The organism is Kaistella pullorum (assembly GCF_014837035.1).
In the GTDB taxonomy this organism is placed as follows: Bacteria; Bacteroidota; Bacteroidia; order Flavobacteriales; family Weeksellaceae; genus Kaistella; species Kaistella rhinocerotis.
The window spans coordinates 291,991-310,409 of the sequence record NZ_JACSPS010000002.1 but is presented as its reverse complement, the minus strand read 5'-3'; the positions used below and the strand labels follow the sequence as shown (position 1 = coordinate 310,409).

General features: G+C 43.2%; 15 protein-coding genes. 3 read left to right on the top strand and 12 right to left on the bottom strand.

The window, feature by feature from the left end; translation table 11 throughout:
• The first annotated feature begins 32 nt into the window (after positions 1-32).
• From H9628_RS05915 to H9628_RS05905, 3 genes are all read left to right on the top strand, one after another.
• Positions 33-470: a hypothetical protein gene (locus H9628_RS05915; protein ID WP_251833199.1), complete on the top strand. Its 438-nt coding sequence runs from the start codon at positions 33-35 to the stop codon at positions 468-470.
• Positions 471-581: 111 nt separating this feature from the next.
• Complete coding sequence (locus H9628_RS05910) at positions 582-3,395, top strand: T9SS type A sorting domain-containing protein (RefSeq protein ID WP_251833198.1); 2,814 nt, start codon at positions 582-584, stop codon at positions 3,393-3,395.
• Positions 3,396-3,470: 75 nt separating this feature from the next.
• Entirely contained in the window at positions 3,471-5,672 is a 2,202-nt protein-coding gene (locus H9628_RS05905) for a TonB-dependent receptor (RefSeq protein WP_251833197.1), read from the top strand.
• A gap of 55 nt (positions 5,673-5,727) precedes the next feature.
• Here the strand turns inward: H9628_RS05905 and H9628_RS05900 are convergent, their stop codons facing one another.
• From H9628_RS05900 to H9628_RS05845, 12 genes are all read right to left on the bottom strand, one after another.
• On the bottom strand, positions 5,728-6,672 hold the full coding sequence (locus H9628_RS05900) for a pseudouridine synthase (RefSeq protein WP_251833716.1): 945 nt from the start codon (positions 6,670-6,672) through the stop codon (positions 5,728-5,730).
• 276 nt (positions 6,673-6,948) lie between these two features.
• Positions 6,949-7,839 carry a UbiA family prenyltransferase gene (locus H9628_RS05895; protein ID WP_251833196.1) on the bottom strand — a complete coding sequence of 297 codons (891 nt, stop codon included), beginning with the start codon at positions 7,837-7,839 and terminating at the stop codon, positions 6,949-6,951.
• A gap of 48 nt (positions 7,840-7,887) precedes the next feature.
• The gene (locus tag H9628_RS05890; RefSeq protein ID WP_251833195.1) at positions 7,888-8,814 is read right to left on the bottom strand and encodes a mevalonate kinase family protein; all 927 of its coding nucleotides are present in this window, start codon (positions 8,812-8,814) and stop codon (positions 7,888-7,890) included.
• 92 nt (positions 8,815-8,906) lie between these two features.
• A complete protein-coding gene (locus tag H9628_RS05885; protein ID WP_251833194.1) occupies positions 8,907-10,391 on the bottom strand; it encodes an MFS transporter in 1,485 nt (494 codons plus the stop codon).
• A gap of 100 nt (positions 10,392-10,491) precedes the next feature.
• On the bottom strand, positions 10,492-11,670 hold the full coding sequence (locus H9628_RS05880) for an acetyl-CoA C-acyltransferase (RefSeq protein ID WP_251833193.1): 1,179 nt from the start codon (positions 11,668-11,670) through the stop codon (positions 10,492-10,494).
• Between the two features lie 91 nt (positions 11,671-11,761).
• Positions 11,762-13,084 carry a nucleoside permease gene (locus tag H9628_RS05875; protein WP_251833192.1) on the bottom strand — a complete coding sequence of 441 codons (1,323 nt, stop codon included), beginning with the start codon at positions 13,082-13,084 and terminating at the stop codon, positions 11,762-11,764.
• A gap of 15 nt (positions 13,085-13,099) precedes the next feature.
• Positions 13,100-13,693 (bottom strand): bifunctional nuclease family protein, encoded by a 594-nt coding sequence (locus H9628_RS05870; RefSeq protein ID WP_251833191.1) that lies wholly within the window; start codon positions 13,691-13,693, stop codon positions 13,100-13,102.
• Positions 13,694-13,915: 222 nt separating this feature from the next.
• A complete protein-coding gene (locus H9628_RS05865; RefSeq protein ID WP_251833190.1) occupies positions 13,916-14,863 on the bottom strand; it encodes an electron transfer flavoprotein subunit alpha/FixB family protein in 948 nt (315 codons plus the stop codon).
• A gap of 32 nt (positions 14,864-14,895) precedes the next feature.
• On the bottom strand, positions 14,896-15,642 hold the full coding sequence (locus tag H9628_RS05860) for an electron transfer flavoprotein subunit beta/FixA family protein (protein ID WP_251833189.1): 747 nt from the start codon (positions 15,640-15,642) through the stop codon (positions 14,896-14,898).
• A 116-nt stretch (positions 15,643-15,758) separates the two neighbouring features.
• A complete protein-coding gene (locus tag H9628_RS05855) occupies positions 15,759-16,466 on the bottom strand; it encodes an SDR family oxidoreductase (RefSeq protein ID WP_251833188.1) in 708 nt (235 codons plus the stop codon).
• A 178-nt stretch (positions 16,467-16,644) separates the two neighbouring features.
• On the bottom strand, positions 16,645-18,030 hold the full coding sequence (locus H9628_RS05850; RefSeq protein WP_251833187.1) for a dipeptidase: 1,386 nt from the start codon (positions 18,028-18,030) through the stop codon (positions 16,645-16,647).
• 97 nt (positions 18,031-18,127) lie between these two features.
• The gene (locus tag H9628_RS05845) at positions 18,128-18,412 is read right to left on the bottom strand and encodes a hypothetical protein (RefSeq protein ID WP_251833186.1); all 285 of its coding nucleotides are present in this window, start codon (positions 18,410-18,412) and stop codon (positions 18,128-18,130) included.
• Positions 18,413-18,419 lie beyond the last annotated feature (7 nt).

The window sequence follows — 18,419 nt, the reverse complement described above, 5'->3', positions numbered from 1 at the left end:
TGTACATTTCCTGCAATTAATTTACACAAATCATGAGAACCTTAATTCTTCTTACTGTGCTGTTTTTAGTGTGTTCGTGCAGTTCAGCGCAAAATTTAAAGATTGAAAATGCGTGGCACGAAGTGAGTTTGGGCGGCGTTCGAGGTGCAAGAGCCGAGCGTTTTACAATTATCGTGAAAGAAAACGAAACGGTGAAGCCGCTACATTTAATGATTGGAAATATTAAAATCCCTTTGACCAGCTCAAGACATAGTGGTAATATAATTTTGACGGGCGCTTACTTCCCCGAAAACCAACCCACAGTAACTGAAAGCGGAACAACTGTGCATACGGACGATAATTTTGATTTGAATGCCGCTTATTTGGTCTCCGAGAATATCAGTGCAAAAACTGAAATACGCCAGAAAATCATCTTTAAAAATAAATCAAATGGCGCCTCTTCACCGGAAAACGAGGACGTCCCTGAATAAAGGACAGCGATTTTGAAACTTCCTTAGAAATAACATCGCGGAAACATTAAAAAAACATTAAAAACATCAACGTTATACACTTATATTTACAAAATATTAAATCCAAATACCATGAAATTTAAATTTATTCTAGGAATTGGGCTCACAGTAGCCTCTCTGCACCTCAATGCGCAGGTTTCGCCCATAAACGCTGCACGAAATAATAAGGTAAATAAAAAATACCTTAAACACGTCCGCGAAATCATTAATTCTTATCAAAAAAGTGTCGCTTATGCGAAAGAGCATAACCAAAAACCACCTGATGAGTACTTCCTGCACGATTATATCGCAACCATGGACCCCGAAACCGGCGCGGTACGAAACCAAAATTATGTAGCACTGGAGCAGGCAGTTGCTGCCGGGAAATATACACCCAAACAGTCACTTAAAATGTTTGGGGGCGTAAAAGACATGAATGCCAAAGACGGAATTTCGAACCAATGGGTTGAACGTGGCCCTTATTCGGTGGGTGGACGTGTACGCGGCATCATGTTCGACCCAAATGACGCGACCGGTAAAAAGGTTTGGGCTGGAGGTGTTTCCGGCGGATTGTGGTACAACAATGATATCACCAATGCCAACTCGGAATGGACACTTGTAGATGCCTTTTGGTCTAACACTACCGTTTCCTGTATTACATCGGACCCAAATAACCCGATGATTTTCTATGTAGGTACGGGTGAAGTGGAAACCGGAGACTTCAGCGGTCTCGGAATCTGGAAAACTAGCGATGGTGGCGCAACCTGGCAGCAGGTCTTCACCCTGGAGAACGGATATAATGGTAATGTAAAACGAGGGATGTATAACATTCCAACCATTAAAGTATTGAACAACAACGGTGCATCAATCGTACTTGCCGGCGTTGCCGGAACTTATTTCGGTGATGCGCAAACTTTTGCCGGACTTTACGAAGCGGGCCTTTATAAGTCAACTGACGGTACTAACTTTACCTTAATGGCAAGTTTGATGGCCACCAGCACGCGTGGCTACGATATTCAGGACATTGAGATCGGCGCAGACAATGCCATCTGGGTAGCCACGCGAAGAAGCTATTTTTCCGGTAGTAACTCCGGCGGGAAAATCTTTAAATCAACTGATAACGGTACCACATTTACAAACGTATACGATGTAGGGAACGCCAGTTCAAGAGTGATGGTGGAAGTTTCAGAAACCAATCCGCTGAAAGCGTACGCGCTGATGCAGGGCGCCAATACGAGCTCCGAACCGATCCGGATGGCGAAAACCATTGACGGTGGGGTAACCTGGAGCTCCACAAATGTTCCGCTTTCTGGGATTACCTTGCCAAACCCTATTGACACAGGCCAACCGGACAATGACTTCACGCGCGGCCAGGCTTTTTACGATCTGGTGATTGAAACAGATCCTACCAACGACCAGATAGTTTACGCCGGTGGCGTTGATTCTTATAAAAGTATCGACGGAGGTCTTACCTGGGCGCAGATTACGAAATGGAGCAATAACAACCTGATGGCTGCCGCTCCAATCTCACTGGTACATGCCGATCAGCATGCATTGGTTTTCAATCCAAAAAATACCGATCAATTTGTAATGGGAAATGACGGCGGGATCTTCTTCGCCGCAAACAAAAACAGCCTTGCAAGTACTTCGGCAATCGCAATGCGAAACCGAAGATTCAATATCACCCAGTTTTATCACGGTACACTGAATCCAACTGCCACTACAGCAAATGAGCAAATGATTTTGGGAGCTCAGGATAACGGTACGCAGGAACTGTCAGGTTCTGCACTATCAAACGCTTTCTACAATTCATCCGTAGTATATGGTGGTGACGGAGCGTACACAGCCTTTGACGACCAGGACAAATATTTGATTGCTTCTTACGTTTACAATTTCCACTATTTGTTTAACAGTCAGGGGATGTATGCACTGATTAATAATTCGACCCAACAAAATTCAGGTCAGTTCATCAATCCGTTAGCTGTGGACCGAAATCTTGATATCGCCTACACCAACGCCACAGGAAGCGGCACTTCCGTAATCCTGCACAGAATCAAAGGGCTCGATACATTGCCTTTTTCACCAACCCGTTCGCAGCTCAATATAGCTACGGTGACCAGTGGTGAACTGATTTCGGATATTTTGGTTTCGCCCTATTCCACCACAAGTTCTACATTGTTTGTAGGTCTGTCGTCCGGAAAACTGTTTAAAGTTACCAATGCAGATACAACGCCTGTTACAAGCCTGTTCGCTTTAAATTTTGGCGGTTACATTTCAGATGTCAAACTTGGGGCGTCGGAAAATGAAATCCTGGTGACGGTTTCCAATTTTAACAAAACCAGCGTATTTTACAGTACCGATGGCGGTGTAAACTTCGTTTCAAAAGAAGGAAACCTACCTGATATCCCTGTAAAAGCGATCTTCATGAACCCTGAAGATAATAATGAAGTGATCCTTGGAACGTATTACGGTGTTTGGGGAACATCCACCTTCCAGAGTGAGACTCCGCAGTGGGCACTGTATTCTGACGGTTTAGGTAAATTTAAAGTAAACCATTTTGATTATAGACCTTCGGATAAGACCATCCTGGCAGTAACGTATGGCCGGGGAGCGTTCACTACGAAGATAGACCGTACGCTTGCCACATCAGATGGGCAGCACAGTTTACTTTCGAACGTAGTATATCCGAACCCTACGCGCGGTCCGATACAGTTGAAATTTGACACGAAAGGCGGTAACACTGCAGACATTGAAGTGTTCGACGCGGCTGGAAGACTGGTTTTCAAGAAGAAAAATATAAAATCAAATGAAGAGTTCAGCATTGAAAGCCTCAGCAAAGGAAGTTATGTGCTGAAAGCCAGCCAAAACGGTACGATGATTTACTCTTCTGTCGTGATAAGAAAATAGATATAATCAAAACTATATAAAAAGGTAAGGCTGTGCTTTACCTTTTTTTCGGTTTAAGATTTAAATAATTAAAATATGCTTAAAAATTATATTCTTGCGGCAGCATTGCTTTCTGTAATCGCAATTAAAGGACAGGAGGTTACGGAAAATATTGAAACGGTGAATATCCACGCCCGAAAGAAAGTACAGAAAGAACGTGATGAGTTCAAGCGTCACGCACAGGCCACCGAGGTAGTTTCGGAATACGAAATTAACAGAAACAACCCTGCATTTATAGAACAGAGCCTGAATACGATGGCTGGTGTGCAGGTAGAAAAGCGCACGCAGCTCGGCGGCCAGCGCATCATCCTTCGCGGATATGGAAACGATCAGAAATTCAACAGCTGGGGCGTCAAGATGTATCTCAACAACGTACCGCTTACGGGCGCAGACGGCGTAACGGTGTTAGACGACGTAAACTTTGCCACGGTCAATCAAATCGAGGTGATAAAAGGTCCCGCGGCAACGCTTTATGGTGGCGGGTCTGGTGGTGCGGTAAGATTTTACGTTCGGCCTGAAACCAAAATGGGAACTTCCGTTTCTGAACAGTTTACTACCGGTTCGTTTGGGCTTTTCCAGTCATTGACGGCCTTAAACAACGTGGGTGCAAACCATTCGGTAACGGCAAATTATGGCCACATCGGAAGTGACGGTTACAGACCAAACGGTAAAACAATCAAAAATTTTTATAATCTGACGGGCGAAGTCAAGCTGAATCCTTCCCAAAAAATAACGTGGCTTGCTACTCACGGCAATTCTTTGGAGCAGGTATCCGGACAAATCTCATACGACGATTATTATAATGGTATTGATAACGGAAACTTCGCCTACATCCGTCGCGGCGCGAAAACCAAATTCATCACCAGTCGCGTAGGTTTAGGACACACTTGGGATATCACAGGGGACTTGCGGAATAACACCACCTTTTTTTACAGCGGGACAACAAGTGACCGGATCGCAGCGGGCGCCAACGAAACCTCTTCTACGCCAAACTATGGCTTACGTTCGGTTTTTAATTTTGCAAAGGACTGGGAAGAATTCAGCAGCCAAACCGAGTTTGGAGTGGAAATGCAGCAATCACGACCGTTGGTTACAAATTATCGGTACAAAGGCGTAAAAAGCACAGAACCGCCGGTCTTGAGACCGATCTATGAGGGATCTTACTTTAAGAATGAAAACAATCAGTCAAATTTTTTCATTGTCGAAAAAGTGACATACAAGCCCTGGGGCCTGCTGCTTTTAGGTGGCGTAAGTTTAAATAAAATCAGTTACCACCGCGAGGATCTGCTTGCGCTGCCTGGACTTTTCGTGGTTAATGGAAAAGACCTTTACAACAAAAATCTTTCGTTCGGGAAAAGTTTTGATGTTGTGGCTACTCCACATTTTGCACTCCAAAAAAGCTTTAACAGACACATCTTTAACCTTAGCTACAGCGAGGGATATAATGCGCCGACGTCAGCCACGGCTTTTATTGCCGGACTTAATCAGACCAACGACAATCTGACTCCCGAAAAGGCCAAAACGTGGGATTTCAGTGTGCACGGACTTTTTGCGGACACGTCAGTGGATTACCAGTTTTCAGTTTTTCAAATTGATATTAACGACAAACTTACCCAATTGCGCGGGCAAATTCCGGATAACCTTACGACGGCCTACACCTACTGGGCCAATACCGGAAACCAACGGAACCGCGGTCTGGAATTCAGTATCGGCTACCTGTTGCAACCCGAGAAATCTATTGTGAAAAACTTTCAGCCATTTGCAAGTGTGACGTACAGTGATTTTAAATATTCTGATTTTAAAACTTATTTAAAAGAAAGCGGCAGTCCTGCAGCGGTGATGAATTATGACGGGAAAAACGTGCCCGGAATTCCCAAATACAAGTATTCCATCGGTTTCGATATCGAGACGAACCCCGGATTGTACTGGCAGAATACATTGAATTACATGGGAAGCGTGTTCACCGATTTTGCAAACAGCAATGAGGTTCGGAGTTTCAGTCTTTTGAATTCAAAGATCGGCTACAAACACAGCTTCAACAAAATAGATGCTGATATCTTCGTGGTCGGCAACAACCTGTTGAACCAAATCAATTACACGTTTTTGTTTTATGGAAACAGCATCAATGATACCGATGCAGACAACCAATACAACGATCCAAATGTTTTCACGGACGTGAATCCGGGGCCTGGCAAGGCTTATTTCTTTACAGGACTTAACTTAAAATACCATTTCTAAATAAAAACTTCCCGCAGACAGTCTGCGGGAAGTTTTTGTGTATTTTAATAAATGACTACATCATCTTAAGATTATTCACTTCCAAATCGGTAAGGATCCGCCAGTGTCCGCGTTTGATGTTTTTCTTCGTCAGACCTGCAAACATCACACGGTCCAGCGCTTCCACTTCATAACCTAATTTCTGGAAAATTCTGCGAACCACACGGTTCCAGCCGATGTGAATTTCGATACCGATCTCGTTTTTTGGTTTTCCTTCGATGTATGAAATGCTGTCAACTTCGGCGATACCTTCTTCAAGACGGATGCCTTCCGCAATCGTGTTGAGATCAGCACGGTCAAGTTTTCTGTCCAAAGTGACATGGTAGATTTTCTTCATGTTAAATGAAGGGTGCGTGAGTTTCTTGGTCATGTGACCATCATTGGTCAGCAAGATGACACCTGTGGTGGAACGGTCAAGCCTTCCGACCGGGAAAACTCGGTACGGGGACGCGTTCGCCACCAGATCCATCACTGTTTTTCTGGCTTTTTCGTCTTTCGTAGTGGAAATGTAACCTTTAGGTTTATTCAGCAGTACATAAACCGGCTTCTCAGGTGTGATTCCCTGCCCGTCAAACACCACTTTATCGGTTTTTTGCACCTGGTAACCCATCTCTGTCACCACCTGGCCATTTACCGTTACCAAACCTTGCGTGATGAGTTCATCAGCTTCCCGGCGTGAGCAAATGCCGGAATTGGCAATGTACTTATTCAGTCGGATAGATTCTTTCGGCGTTTCTTTAGCAAGCTTATCAAATCGTCTTTTTTGTACAAAAGAGCGTGTTCTTTCGCCTTCATCTTTCCTGTCGAAAGGTTTGAAAGGCTTTTTAGGTCCTGACTTACTGTCGCCCTTTTCGTATTTGTCGCGTGTATCGAAGGATTTTCCGGTGCGTTTACCGGCAGGTTTCCGCGATGCGGGTCTGTTTATATTTTTCTCGTAAGACCTTGCTTCAGATTCGGACATCAGTTTTGGTTCACGGGCTTTCTCGGAGCGTGCAGTCTTTTTGGCTTCGGGCTCGTCGCTTTTCTTTGGAGCTCTGGCGCGCGATGCAGCGGTGCGTGAACTACCGGAATTTGAGATTTTGGAAATTCGTGGTCGTTTCGGTTTATCGTTGCTGTTTCGGTCTCGGCTCATTATATTTAAAAATTTAGGGCAAAGATAAAACTTTATCGCTGATAATCTGCTACCTGTTGCAATTGGCTGCGCAGGATTAAAATATTATAGTAAAATTATTAAAGGCTAGAATTGGGTATAAATTCCGTCCAAAAGCATCGCGATGATGCCTGCAAAAATCCAAATCCTGAGCATATTCAGCGCATAAAAATTCGATTTCTTGAAAGACTGCAGTGACAGAAAGATGACTGCGACAATCACCAATAATCCACTGGCGAAATAAATATCCATAATACTGTGAATTCCATTCAGTCTGATGATCAGTGCCGAGCAGAGCATGAGTGAAAGACTAAGGAAAATAATGACTGCACGGCTGACTTTATTTCCAAAAAAATTAGGAATGGTGCTGTAACCGAACATTTTATCGGCGTTTTTGGTGAGTGTATCTTTGATGATGTCTATCAGCAGCAGAATTACGAAGATAAAAAGCGCCATCAGGAAAACATTTAGCGAGAAGGTCCGGTAATAAACCATCATCCCGAAAAAGGGGTAAAGTGTAAGACTTACGAATGTCAAATTGTTCACAATCAACACCTTGCTAAGTTTATGGCTATAAAACCACATAAAAAACTGGTAGATTACAAAAAAGAAAAAGACGCGTGGTGAGATAAGAAATGAGAACAGTAACGAAGCCACCAGCAATGTAAGATAGGCGTACAGGAAGTATTTTTGCTTTAAGAAGCTTTGTATTTTTGTGCGGAAAGGTTTGGTGAGCTGGTCCTTTTCAAGGTCATAAAACTGATTGATGATCCCACCGGCCAAAATGCTCAGAACGGTGCAAAAAATAATGCCGTGGACGCGGAAATCAAACACAAAATCGGCCAGACTTTCCTCCTGGTTAAAGAGGAAAAAGGTGGACACATACAGCGCGAAAGTGAGCAGCAAAGCCACGAAAATCCGTGCGCCAAGCAAAAAACCTACGAGTTGTGAAAAACGGTAAAATAAAGGGTTTTTCATTCGAAAAAAACCGAAATCAATTATGAAAATTAGCTCGCGACCGAATGATTAAAATCTGTAAATAACTTCTTTTTCAAAGCCCGCAAGCATCTTTTCAGCTTTTCCGTAATCTCTGGTAAATCCCAAAATATAGCCACCGCCACCACTACCACAGAGTTTAAGGTAGTATGCATTGCTATCAAGACCTTTTTTCCAGGCGTTGTATAGGCTTTCAGGAATCATTGGTTTGAAATGTTCATATGCCCATACCGAAAGGTTTTTAAGATTCCTGAACAGCGGCGTCATCTCTTTTTTAAGGAAAGCGTCGATACATGCATTATTGTAGCGTATGAATTCTTCTTTTAGTGTCTTGCGGAAGCCTTCGGTCTTCATTTTTTCAAAGAAAATCTGCACCATCGGACCGGTTTCGCCGGTCATACCAGAATCAATAAGAAAAATCGCTCCTTTTCCCGCTTCACCTTGGGGAATAGTAACACGGTCCACATTATCTCGGTTTTCAATAAGAATCGGAAGGTTCATGTAGCAGATCAGCGGATCGATGCCCGAACTCTTGCCGTGAAAGTAGCTTTCTAGCAAACCAAATACTTTTTTAAGTTCTTTAAGTTCGTCTTTTGAAATGCTTTCAGGCTGATAATCTAGAACCGAATATTTTTCAAAGATCGCGGCCACCAAAGCGCCGGAGCTTCCTACACCGTACCCCTGAGGAATATTAGAATCGAAAAACAAACCTTTAGCAATGTCTGCTTTGAAGGCATTTACATCAAGTTCAAACTTTTCGGGAAGCGTAATATCTGTGAGATAATCAGCGTATTTGCCAAGAGATGTATTCGATTTTTTTTCGAAGTCGGTATTTAAATCTGAGAACTTAAGCGTGCCTTTATAAAAACTGTAGGGAAGCGTAAGTCCCTGAGAATCCTCAATGATACCGTATTCACCGAAAAGGAGTATTTTAGCGTAAAATAGAGGATTTGTCATTAGCTCAAAGGATTGATTTTCAAATGCAAAGATACGAATTTGTTTGCTAAACTCTTACTACCAAAAATGCAGCCAAAACGGCACTTTGATTCTTATTCCTTAGGTTTAAAGATTGAAAGTTTCACAAACCGGATTAATATTAAACCAACCGCGAAAAACAGTGACATCGAAAGCGCTGAATACCGCATATTGTGGTATTTATCAATCATTGTCGCGAAAATAAAGGTTCCGAGGATGATCGCCAGTTTCTCGAGCACGTCATAAAAGCTGAAAAATGTGGTGTTGTCCATTGAATCTTCAGGCAGCAGTTTCGAATACGTGGAACGCGACATCGCCTGCAAACCGCCCATTACCAGGCCGATAATGGCTGCGATTCCGTAAAATTTATACTCCACATACGGATTCTCTTTGTTTAGAAAATATGCAGACAGACACGCAACGATCCAAAGGATGATCGCGATTGAAATCACATTCTTGTTCCCGATGACGCGTGAAAGTCTTGAAAAGATAATCGCTCCGATGATGGCTTCTATCTGGATCACCAAAAGTGTCAGGATAAGTTTATCCTGCGCCAGATTGATCTCACTTTTCCCAAACAGTGTCGCCATAAGGAAAATGGTCTGCATCCCCACACTGTAAAAAAAGAAACTCGAAAGGAAAAATTTCAGGTTTCGGTCAGCAAAAAGCTTACGTCCTACTTTGAAAAGTTCATGAAAACTCTCGTTTACTACATCTTTATAGAAACTGATATTATCTTTCAGAACCATCCAAAATCCTCCCTGTTCCTTATGTTGCTTAAAAATGTTCTTATAGTTGAGCAGCACTAAATCTTTTGGCAACTGGGAATGTACTGCGCCAAATTGAGGCAAATGCTTGAAAGTGTACTGCGAGAAACCAAACCACCACGCACCCGTCAGCAGAAACGAAATCCGGGTATAAAGTTTGGCGTCTTCCGGTGTTTTGGCGAAAACCTGAATCAATATCAAACAGATCACAACCAACACCACAGACCCGATGTAGCCATAAACATAGCCTTTCGCGGAAAGCGCATCCTGCCTGTCGCGCGATGCAATGTCGGGCAGGAAGGAGTTGTAGAAAACCAAACTACCCCAAAATCCGACACTGGCGGTTATGCTGAAAAGCAAACCCAGAAACACATTCTGCATTCCTGTGAACATAGCTAAACCCATGCACGAAGTGGCTCCCAAATAACAGAAAAACTGCAAAAACGACTTCTTATTCCCGATTGTATCGGCCAGCGAAGATAATATCGGCGACAGCAAAACCACAATCAGGAATGAAATGGTAAGCGAATAACCATAGATTGCATCCGGCTGATAATCTTTTCCGAATATCGTAATCATATGACGCACCGGCACTTTGATCCACTGTCCGGTCTCCTTCACATACTCTGCTTTTTCTGAAGCAGTGGTAAGAATTGAATAATAGATCGGGAAAATGGTGGACGTTATTACCAGCGAATACACCGAATTTGCCCAGTCATAATATGCCCAAGCCCGCATGATTTTCGGGTTATTTTTGATTTGAGACATGGGCAATTGGTCGTTTTCAGGCATGGTTGAAGAAATTAGTAGCGCAAAAATAAAAAAACCATTAAGAATCAGATGAAAACTTCATGCATATTACTTAATGGTTTCGGGCTGTAAATCGTGTTTATTATATATTTTCAATCACTATCGCGGAAGCACCACCTCCCCCGTTGCAAATAGCGGCAGCGCCGTATTTTGCGTTGTTTTGTTTTAAGACATTGATCAATGTAACGATGATTCGCGAGCCTGAACTCCCCAGTGGATGACCAAGGGAAACCGCGCCGCCATTCACATTTACTTTTGCGGCATCCAGTCCCAAAATTTTGTTATTGGCAAGACCTACAACCGAAAACGCCTCATTAAATTCAAAATAATCGATATCTGAAACCTCTAGATTGGCCTTTTTTAAAGCGATTGGCAACGCTTTCGCGGGTGCAGTAGTGAACCATTCAGGCTCGTGTGCAGCATCGGCGTATGAAATGATTTTGGCTAATGGTTTCAAGCCAAGTTCTTCCATTTTCTCTTTAGACATTAAGACCAAAGCAGACGCACCGTCATTCAAGGTTGAAGCGTTTGCAGCGGTTACCGTACCGTTTTCTTTCTGGAAAACCGTAGGTAAAGTCGGGAAACGGTCGAATTTGGCAGTTTTATACTCTTCATCTTCGGCGAAAATTATTGGGTCTCCTTTTCGCTGTGGAATTTCTACAGGAACCACTTCATCTTTAAATTTACCTCCTTCCCAAGCTGCAGCTGAACGTTTGTAGGATTCTATCGCAAAATTATCCTGGTCTTCACGCGAAAACTGATGTTCTGCCGCACATTTCTCAGCGCAGACACCCATGTGAACTTTTCCGTAAACATCAGTGAGGCCGTCAAGCAACATTCCGTCCTGCATTTTCACGTCGCCCAGTTTTGTAGCATTCCGTGCATTAAAATAATGCGGAACCAAAGACATGTTTTCCATACCGCCGGCAACAATAACGTCCTGATCACCGGCTTTAATAGCCTGTGCAGCCATCATCACCGCTTTCATTCCGGACGCACATACTTTATTGATGGTAGTTGACGGCGTATTATTTGACAGGCCAGCTCCCAACGCAGCCTGACGGGCAGGTGCCTGGCCCTCGCCTGCCTGCAGCACATTGCCCATATATACTTCCTTCACCTGCTCCGGAGCCAGGTTTATTTTTTCTAATGCACCTTTGATGGCTGCTGAACCTAATTTTGTGGCCGGAACACCGGACAAACTTCCCATAAAACTTCCTATCGGTGTTCGCACGGCTGATACGATGAATACTTCTTGCATAATATTTTTAAATGGTTTTTTATGAATGGCAAATTACAAAAAAAACACACGCCGAAGGGAATGTGTTTTTAAAATAATATTAGTGTATTTCTTAGTGATTAATCTGTGCCATACGGGCGGGATCATGCTTGTGCTTGAACATTAAAGCAAAAGCTATGGCCACTATCAGTGCATAAACCGCGAAAACAAGCCAGATATCCGGCCACATTTTTCCGCCGTCCGTTGTGGTGTAATAGGTGCTTATCAGCCAGCCGCTTACGGCACTTCCGAGGATAGCTCCAAAACCATTGGTCATCATCATGAACAGCCCCTGCGCTGAGGATCTGATTTTGCTGTCTGTAGTACTTTCAACGAAGAGTGAACCCGAAATATTAAAGAAATCGAAGGCCATACCATAGATAATATTACTGAAGATAATAAGCACCAAACCAAAACCTTCAGGTCCACCCAATGAGAAAAAGCCAAAACGCAATACCCACGCAAACATCGAAATAAGCATCACTTTCTTTATACCGAATTTGTAAAGGAAAAACGGGATCGCAAGGATGAAAAGAGTTTCAGAAATCTGCGAAATCGAGATGATCATCGTTGAGTACTGCACCACCGCAGAATCTTTAAATGCCGCTACATTTCCAAAATCTTTAAGGAAAGTGTCGCCATACATATTGGTAAGTTGCAACGCCGCTCCCAGAAACATCGAGAAAATGAAAAACAAAGCCATCTTCTTCTCTTTGAACAGCTTGAACGCATCAAGACCTAATTTTTGAGCCAAAGTAGACTCCTTGCCCATCAAACGTGGTGGCGGACATTTCGGAAGAAAGAATGCAAAGATTCCCAGGACCACGGCAAAAATTCCGGCAAAATAAAACTGGTTCGCATTTAGTGAATTGCCAAAAATATTGGCAAATGTGTTACCGATGCTTATACCGGTTTCCGAAAATGAGCGTTCGTCACTGAAGATATTAGTACACCACATCGCGGCAATAAACCCAATGGTTCCCCATACACGGATCTTCGGAAAAACTTTCACTACATCGTAATGACTGTCTTTGAGAAGTTTATAAGATACTGAGTTTGAAAGCGATAAGGTTGGCATATAGAAACACATACCAATGAGCAAGATCCAGAAGAATGTGGTTGGATCATCGGTTCGGGCCAGAAGGAAAAGTGTAATACCGTAGAGGATGTGTAGTGTACCGTAAAGTTTTTCTGCGTTCACCCATTTATCGGCGATGATTCCCATCAATGCGGGCATGAATATCGATGCGATGCCGAGGGTAGAAAATACGGCGCCAAATTCGGCACCACTCCATTGTTTATAAGAAAATCCGTAGGTTCCCAGGGTTGTGAGCCACGCACCCCAAACAAAGAACTGCAGAAAACTTAGAAAAGTAAGACGTAATTTTAAGTTCATAGTTTATTTATAACGTTATTCTATTTTGCGGTTTCTGCGCTTTATTTCTTTCTGAAGCTCCAGCGCGGCATCAAAATCTTCATCCTTCACAGCTTCATCCAGCAATTTCTGTAATCCTTCAAGCGGAACCATCGCGAGATCACCTTCCATCACAGCATCAATATCTTCCTGCGCAGGTGTTGGCTCTTCCAGTTCGAGCAAAATACCGGCTTCACTGAGCACCTGAGGTGTGGTGAAAATGGGTGCATCAAACCGCACTGCCATTGCAACGGCATCGGAAGTTCGTGCATCCAGAATCAGTTCGTCCCCGGTCTCGTTATTTTTGAAATTCAGATTAGAAAAAAAGACGCCGTCGAGGATCTGATAGATGATCACTGAGGCGAGCGAATAATTCGCAGACCGTACAAATTTTGAAAACAGATCGTGTGTAAGCGGTCTTGGTGGATGAATATCTTTTTCAAGACCTAAAGATATGGCCTGCGCTTCAAAGTTGCCGATCACAACCGGAAGTTTTACGTTCGTTTCTTCATGCTCCAAAAGCAGCGCGTAAGCACCGGATTGCGTCTGGCTGTAAGAAATTCCGCGAATCGTTAATCGTTGGTAATCCATGGTTACAAATATAATTGTTTTTTTAGATTTCGGATTTAAATAAAAGCATATTAAATGAAAAACCTGCTTTAAAACAGCTTAATCACGGGCTTTTGTGAAGAACTGATATTTTCCTGCTTCCAAAAATATGCACGCTGGATCGAACAGGCATTTTTTAAGTTATTAAACAAAAAAAGACCGAAAAAATTTTCCGGTCTTCAACTATTAAACTACAATGTTGGCTTATCCTTTCAAAGCCTTGATTTTCTGAGTCAATTCAGGAATGATCTGGAAAGCATCACCCACCACTCCATAATCTGCTGATTTATAGAATGGCGCTTCCGCATCACTGTTTATCACCACAATGGTTTTAGAGGAGTTAACTCCCGCCAAGTGCTGGATCGCACCTGAAATTCCAACCGCAATGTAAAGGTTCGGAGCGATTGCTTTTCCGGTCTGGCCCACGTGCTCGGAATGTGGTCTCCAACCGATATCTGAAACCGGTTTCGAGCAAGCTGTGGCTGCGCCCAGAACTTCTGCAAGTTCTTCGATCATGCCCCAGTTTTCCGGACCTTTCATACCGCGACCCGCCGAAACTACTACTTCAGCTTCCTTCAGATCCAGTTTTCCGGTGCTTTGTTCATGCGAAAGTACTTTTGTATCCTCATTGCTGACGGTAAGATCCTTTATTTCTTCGCTACCTGCCGCAGGATTTTCCTTTATACCAAATGCATTTTGCGAAACTGTAAATATCGCACCCTGAGCCTCAGCTTTTGCATGCATAAATCCTTTACCGGAAAATGCTCTTCTTTTCACCTGGAAAGGCTGTGTGCTTTCCGGAGCTTCCAAAACATTGGTGATCAATGCAAAATCTTTCATCACAGCCAGCATCGGCGCTACTGACGAAGCGTCTGTAGTGTGTGGAAAAACGAAAACATTGCCGTCAGATACTTCTGCTAACGCCTGAGCGTAAGCTTTCGCACTAAAGTTTTTAAGGCCTTCATCTTTAATATTCAGCACTTTATCAGCGCCATATTTATAAAGAAGGTCTGATGAATCTGTCGGGTTTATTGCAACTGCCGTCACGGTATCGCCTGTCTGGCCTGCAACAGCCTTTGCGTAAGAAACCGCCTCGAATGCTGCTTTTTTGTAAACACCGTTTATATTTTCTGCATATACGAATACTGCCATTTTATGCTTTTTTAAGTTTTTTTGAATTTGTATTAAATTACTTTTGCCTCTTCATGGAGCAATCTCACAAGCTCATCCAGATTATCCGGTGAAACCATCTTTACAGATGCACGCGGCGGCACAGCGTCATAAGAAACACCCTGAACTTTCACATCTGAAGCTGTAGCTTCCTGCAAGTGAAGTGGTTTCGTACGTGCAGACATGATTCCGCGCATGTTTGGAATAATCAGATCTTTTTCATCTACCAAACCTTTCTGTCCTGCGATAACCGCCGGAAGTTTTACCGAAATGGTTTCTTTTCCGCCTTCGATCTCACGGATAGCCGTAGCTTCCGCCCCATTTACTTCAAGACCTACACAAGCGTTCACGAAAGGCTGGTTAAGAATTTGTGCCACCATTCCCGGAACAGCGCCACCATTATAATCAATTGATTCTTTACCGCATAAAATTAATTCGTATCCGCCTGCTTTCGCCACATTAGCGATTTCGGTAGCTACAGAAAAACTGTCTTTAGGCTCCGTATTCACACGGATTCCTTCAGAAGCACCTATTGCCAACGCTTTGCGGATTACCGGTTCGGTCGTAGCTTCTCCGATATTCAAAACAGTAACTGTCGCGCCCTGCGTTTCCTGCAGTTTCACTGCTTTGGTAAGCGCAAACTCGTCCAGCGGGTTGATCACCCACTGAATTCCGGTTTTATCCAGCGCAGTTTTATCTGCCGTAAAATTAATTTTGGAAGTGGTGTCTGGAACACTACTGATGCAAACTAATATTTTCATCTTAAAGTTTAAATTTATTTTTTGTTTAAAACTGTCTAATACGTTGAGGCTAAGATAACATTAAAATATTATGCATGCATAGCATCGCCTGCAATTTTAATATTTTATACATAATTTTAGCTGTTTGGTCTTGTAGGTCTGATCTCTATTTTGCTCGTCAACGCGCGCGGATTCATGTTGAAAACATTCATTATCACGTCGCCAAGGTCTTCCGGCTGAATTTTCCAGGCATCTTTTTCGGAAGGTTCATTCCCGTTAAAATGAGTAGAAACCGAGCCCGGCATGATGGTCACTGCTTTGATGTTGTATTTCCGTAAATCGATCATTGCCGCCTGTGTGAAACCTACTGCACCGAACTTCGACGCGTTGTAGCCTGCTCCACTTTCAAAAAAGTTGGTTCCCGCGAGACTTGAAATTGAGATATAATAACCTTCAGATTTTTTAAGTTCTTCAACAAACGCCTTCAGGGTGTGAAAAATACCGGTAAGATTGGTATCAATCATGCTGTTCCAGTCATCAAGTGACAGCTGGTCAACCGGTTTGAAAACGCCAAGTCCAGCATTTGCGATAACACTGTCTACCCGTCCGAATTTCTCCACTGCTTTCTTAGCAGCGTTTACTTCATCCTCAAAGTTTTTCACATCTGAAACCACACCCAAAACGTCCTCAGAGATCTGAGACAACTGCTCTTCAGCACGCTTCACATCTTCTTCTTTTCTTCCGCTGAATGCTACCGCGTAGCCGTTTTTCAGCAATATTTCAGCTACTCCGTAACCGATTCCTTTAGTTCCGCCTGTAATGTAGATTGTTTTCTTATCTGTCATTTTTAAAAGTACTTATTCTGTAAAATTAACATATTTATCGTGATCAGACGCTTTATATTAGATTTTTAAATGGAAAAAGACGATATTATTAGCGCAAAATTTCGCGATTTAGAGGAAATTTTTAAACATAAAAAAAGCCCGCAACAGTTTGCGGGCAATCTTAGCAACTGAATTAAAATCAGTTTCCGTTCGTATAATTTTCAAAGAAAAGCGGGATACTTTCAATTCCTTTATAGAAATTGAACAGTCCGTAATGCTCATTCGGTGAGTGGATCGCATCGGAATCCAATCCAAAGCCCATCAATACAGATTTTGCGCCCAAAACCTGCTCGAACATCGCAGTAATCGGAATGGAACCACCACTTCGGTATGGCAAAACTTCTTTTCCGAAAGCAGTTTCCATCGCCTTTTTAGCAGCTCTGAATTCTTTTGTATCACTTGGCAAAACGTAAGGCATTCCGCCATGGTGCGGCCGTACAGTCACTTTCACATTATCCGGCGCGATTTTGTTGAAATATTTCGTGAACTTCTCCGTAATCTCGTCCGGCGTTTGATAAGGCACGAGACGCATCGAAATCTTTGCAAAAGCTTTACTTGGAATCACGGTTTTCGCTCCTTCGCCTGTGTAGCCACCCCAGATTCCGTTGCAGTCAAGTGTTGGGCGTATGGATGTGCGTTCCAGCGTGGTATAATCTTTTTCACCTTCGGTGCCTTTCAGACCGATGGAGTTTTTGAAAGCTTCAGGATCATCTTTCAGCTTGTTCATTTCTGCGCGGTCTTCGGCAGAAACCACTTCTACGTTGTCATAAAATCCGTCAATTGTGATGTGTCCGTCATCATCGATAAGCTTCGAGATCATGCGAGAAAGCACGTGAATTGGGTTTGGTACCGCGCCGCCGTAAAGGCCTGAGTGCAGGTCACGGTTCGGACCTTCCACCTCTACTTCCACGTAACTCAGCCCGCGCAGACCAGTTGTCACAGTCGGCTGCTCATTAGAATAGATGTGCGTATCTGAAATGAGGATAGTGTCGCAGCTCAGTTTTTCGGTGTTTTGTTTCACGAACGCTTCCAGGCTTTTTGAACCGACTTCCTCTTCACCTTCAATTAAAAATTTAACGTTGCAAGCCAGAGAATTGGCTTTCATCATCGCCTCAAATGCTTTCACATGCATAAAAAACTGTCCTTTGTCGTCCGCTGCTCCGCGCGCAAAAATGGCACCATCGGGATGTAGCGCAGTTTTTTCAATGTAAGGCTCGAATGGTGGCTTTCTCCACAAATCAAGCGGATCCGGCGGCTGCACGTCATAATGCCCATAAACCAGTACTGTAGGTAAATCAGCGGATATGATTTTCTCACCGTAAACAATCGGGTAACCTTCAGTTTTGCAAACTTCTACTTTGTCAGCACCGGCATTGGTAAGATGTTTTGCTACTTCATCGGCGCAGCGCAGCACTTCCGCACTGTAAGCGGGATCTGCCGAAATAGATGCAATCTTCAAAAGATCAAAAAGTTCATCTACGAAGCGCTGTTTATTCTGCTGAATGTAATTGAGGGTTTCTTGCATTATATTTTATTTAAATAATTTAAAAATTCGAATCTTGTAAAAATAAAAAAAATGTCCTGCATCAGCAAGACATCGTGTTTTTATTATAGAAGGCTTATTACTTTACGTCAGCTTGTCCGGAGGTTGGCTGCTCTGTAGAAATCTTCGTGCCCTGAACTTCAGTTGTAGCGGTAGAATCGAGTTTTACGCCTATTGCAGGTGTTTCTGCGGCTACGGGTTTTGCGAGTTGTTTCTCTCTTTCACCCTGAGCATCTGCGCTGTACGGGAAACCTTCGTGCGAAACATTGTTCATGCGGAGAACAGATTTGTTGGAACCTTCCTGAACCTTGTGGCAGCTCATTAGCAAACCTAAAAATGACAGCGATAAAAGTATTTTTTTCATATGAAAT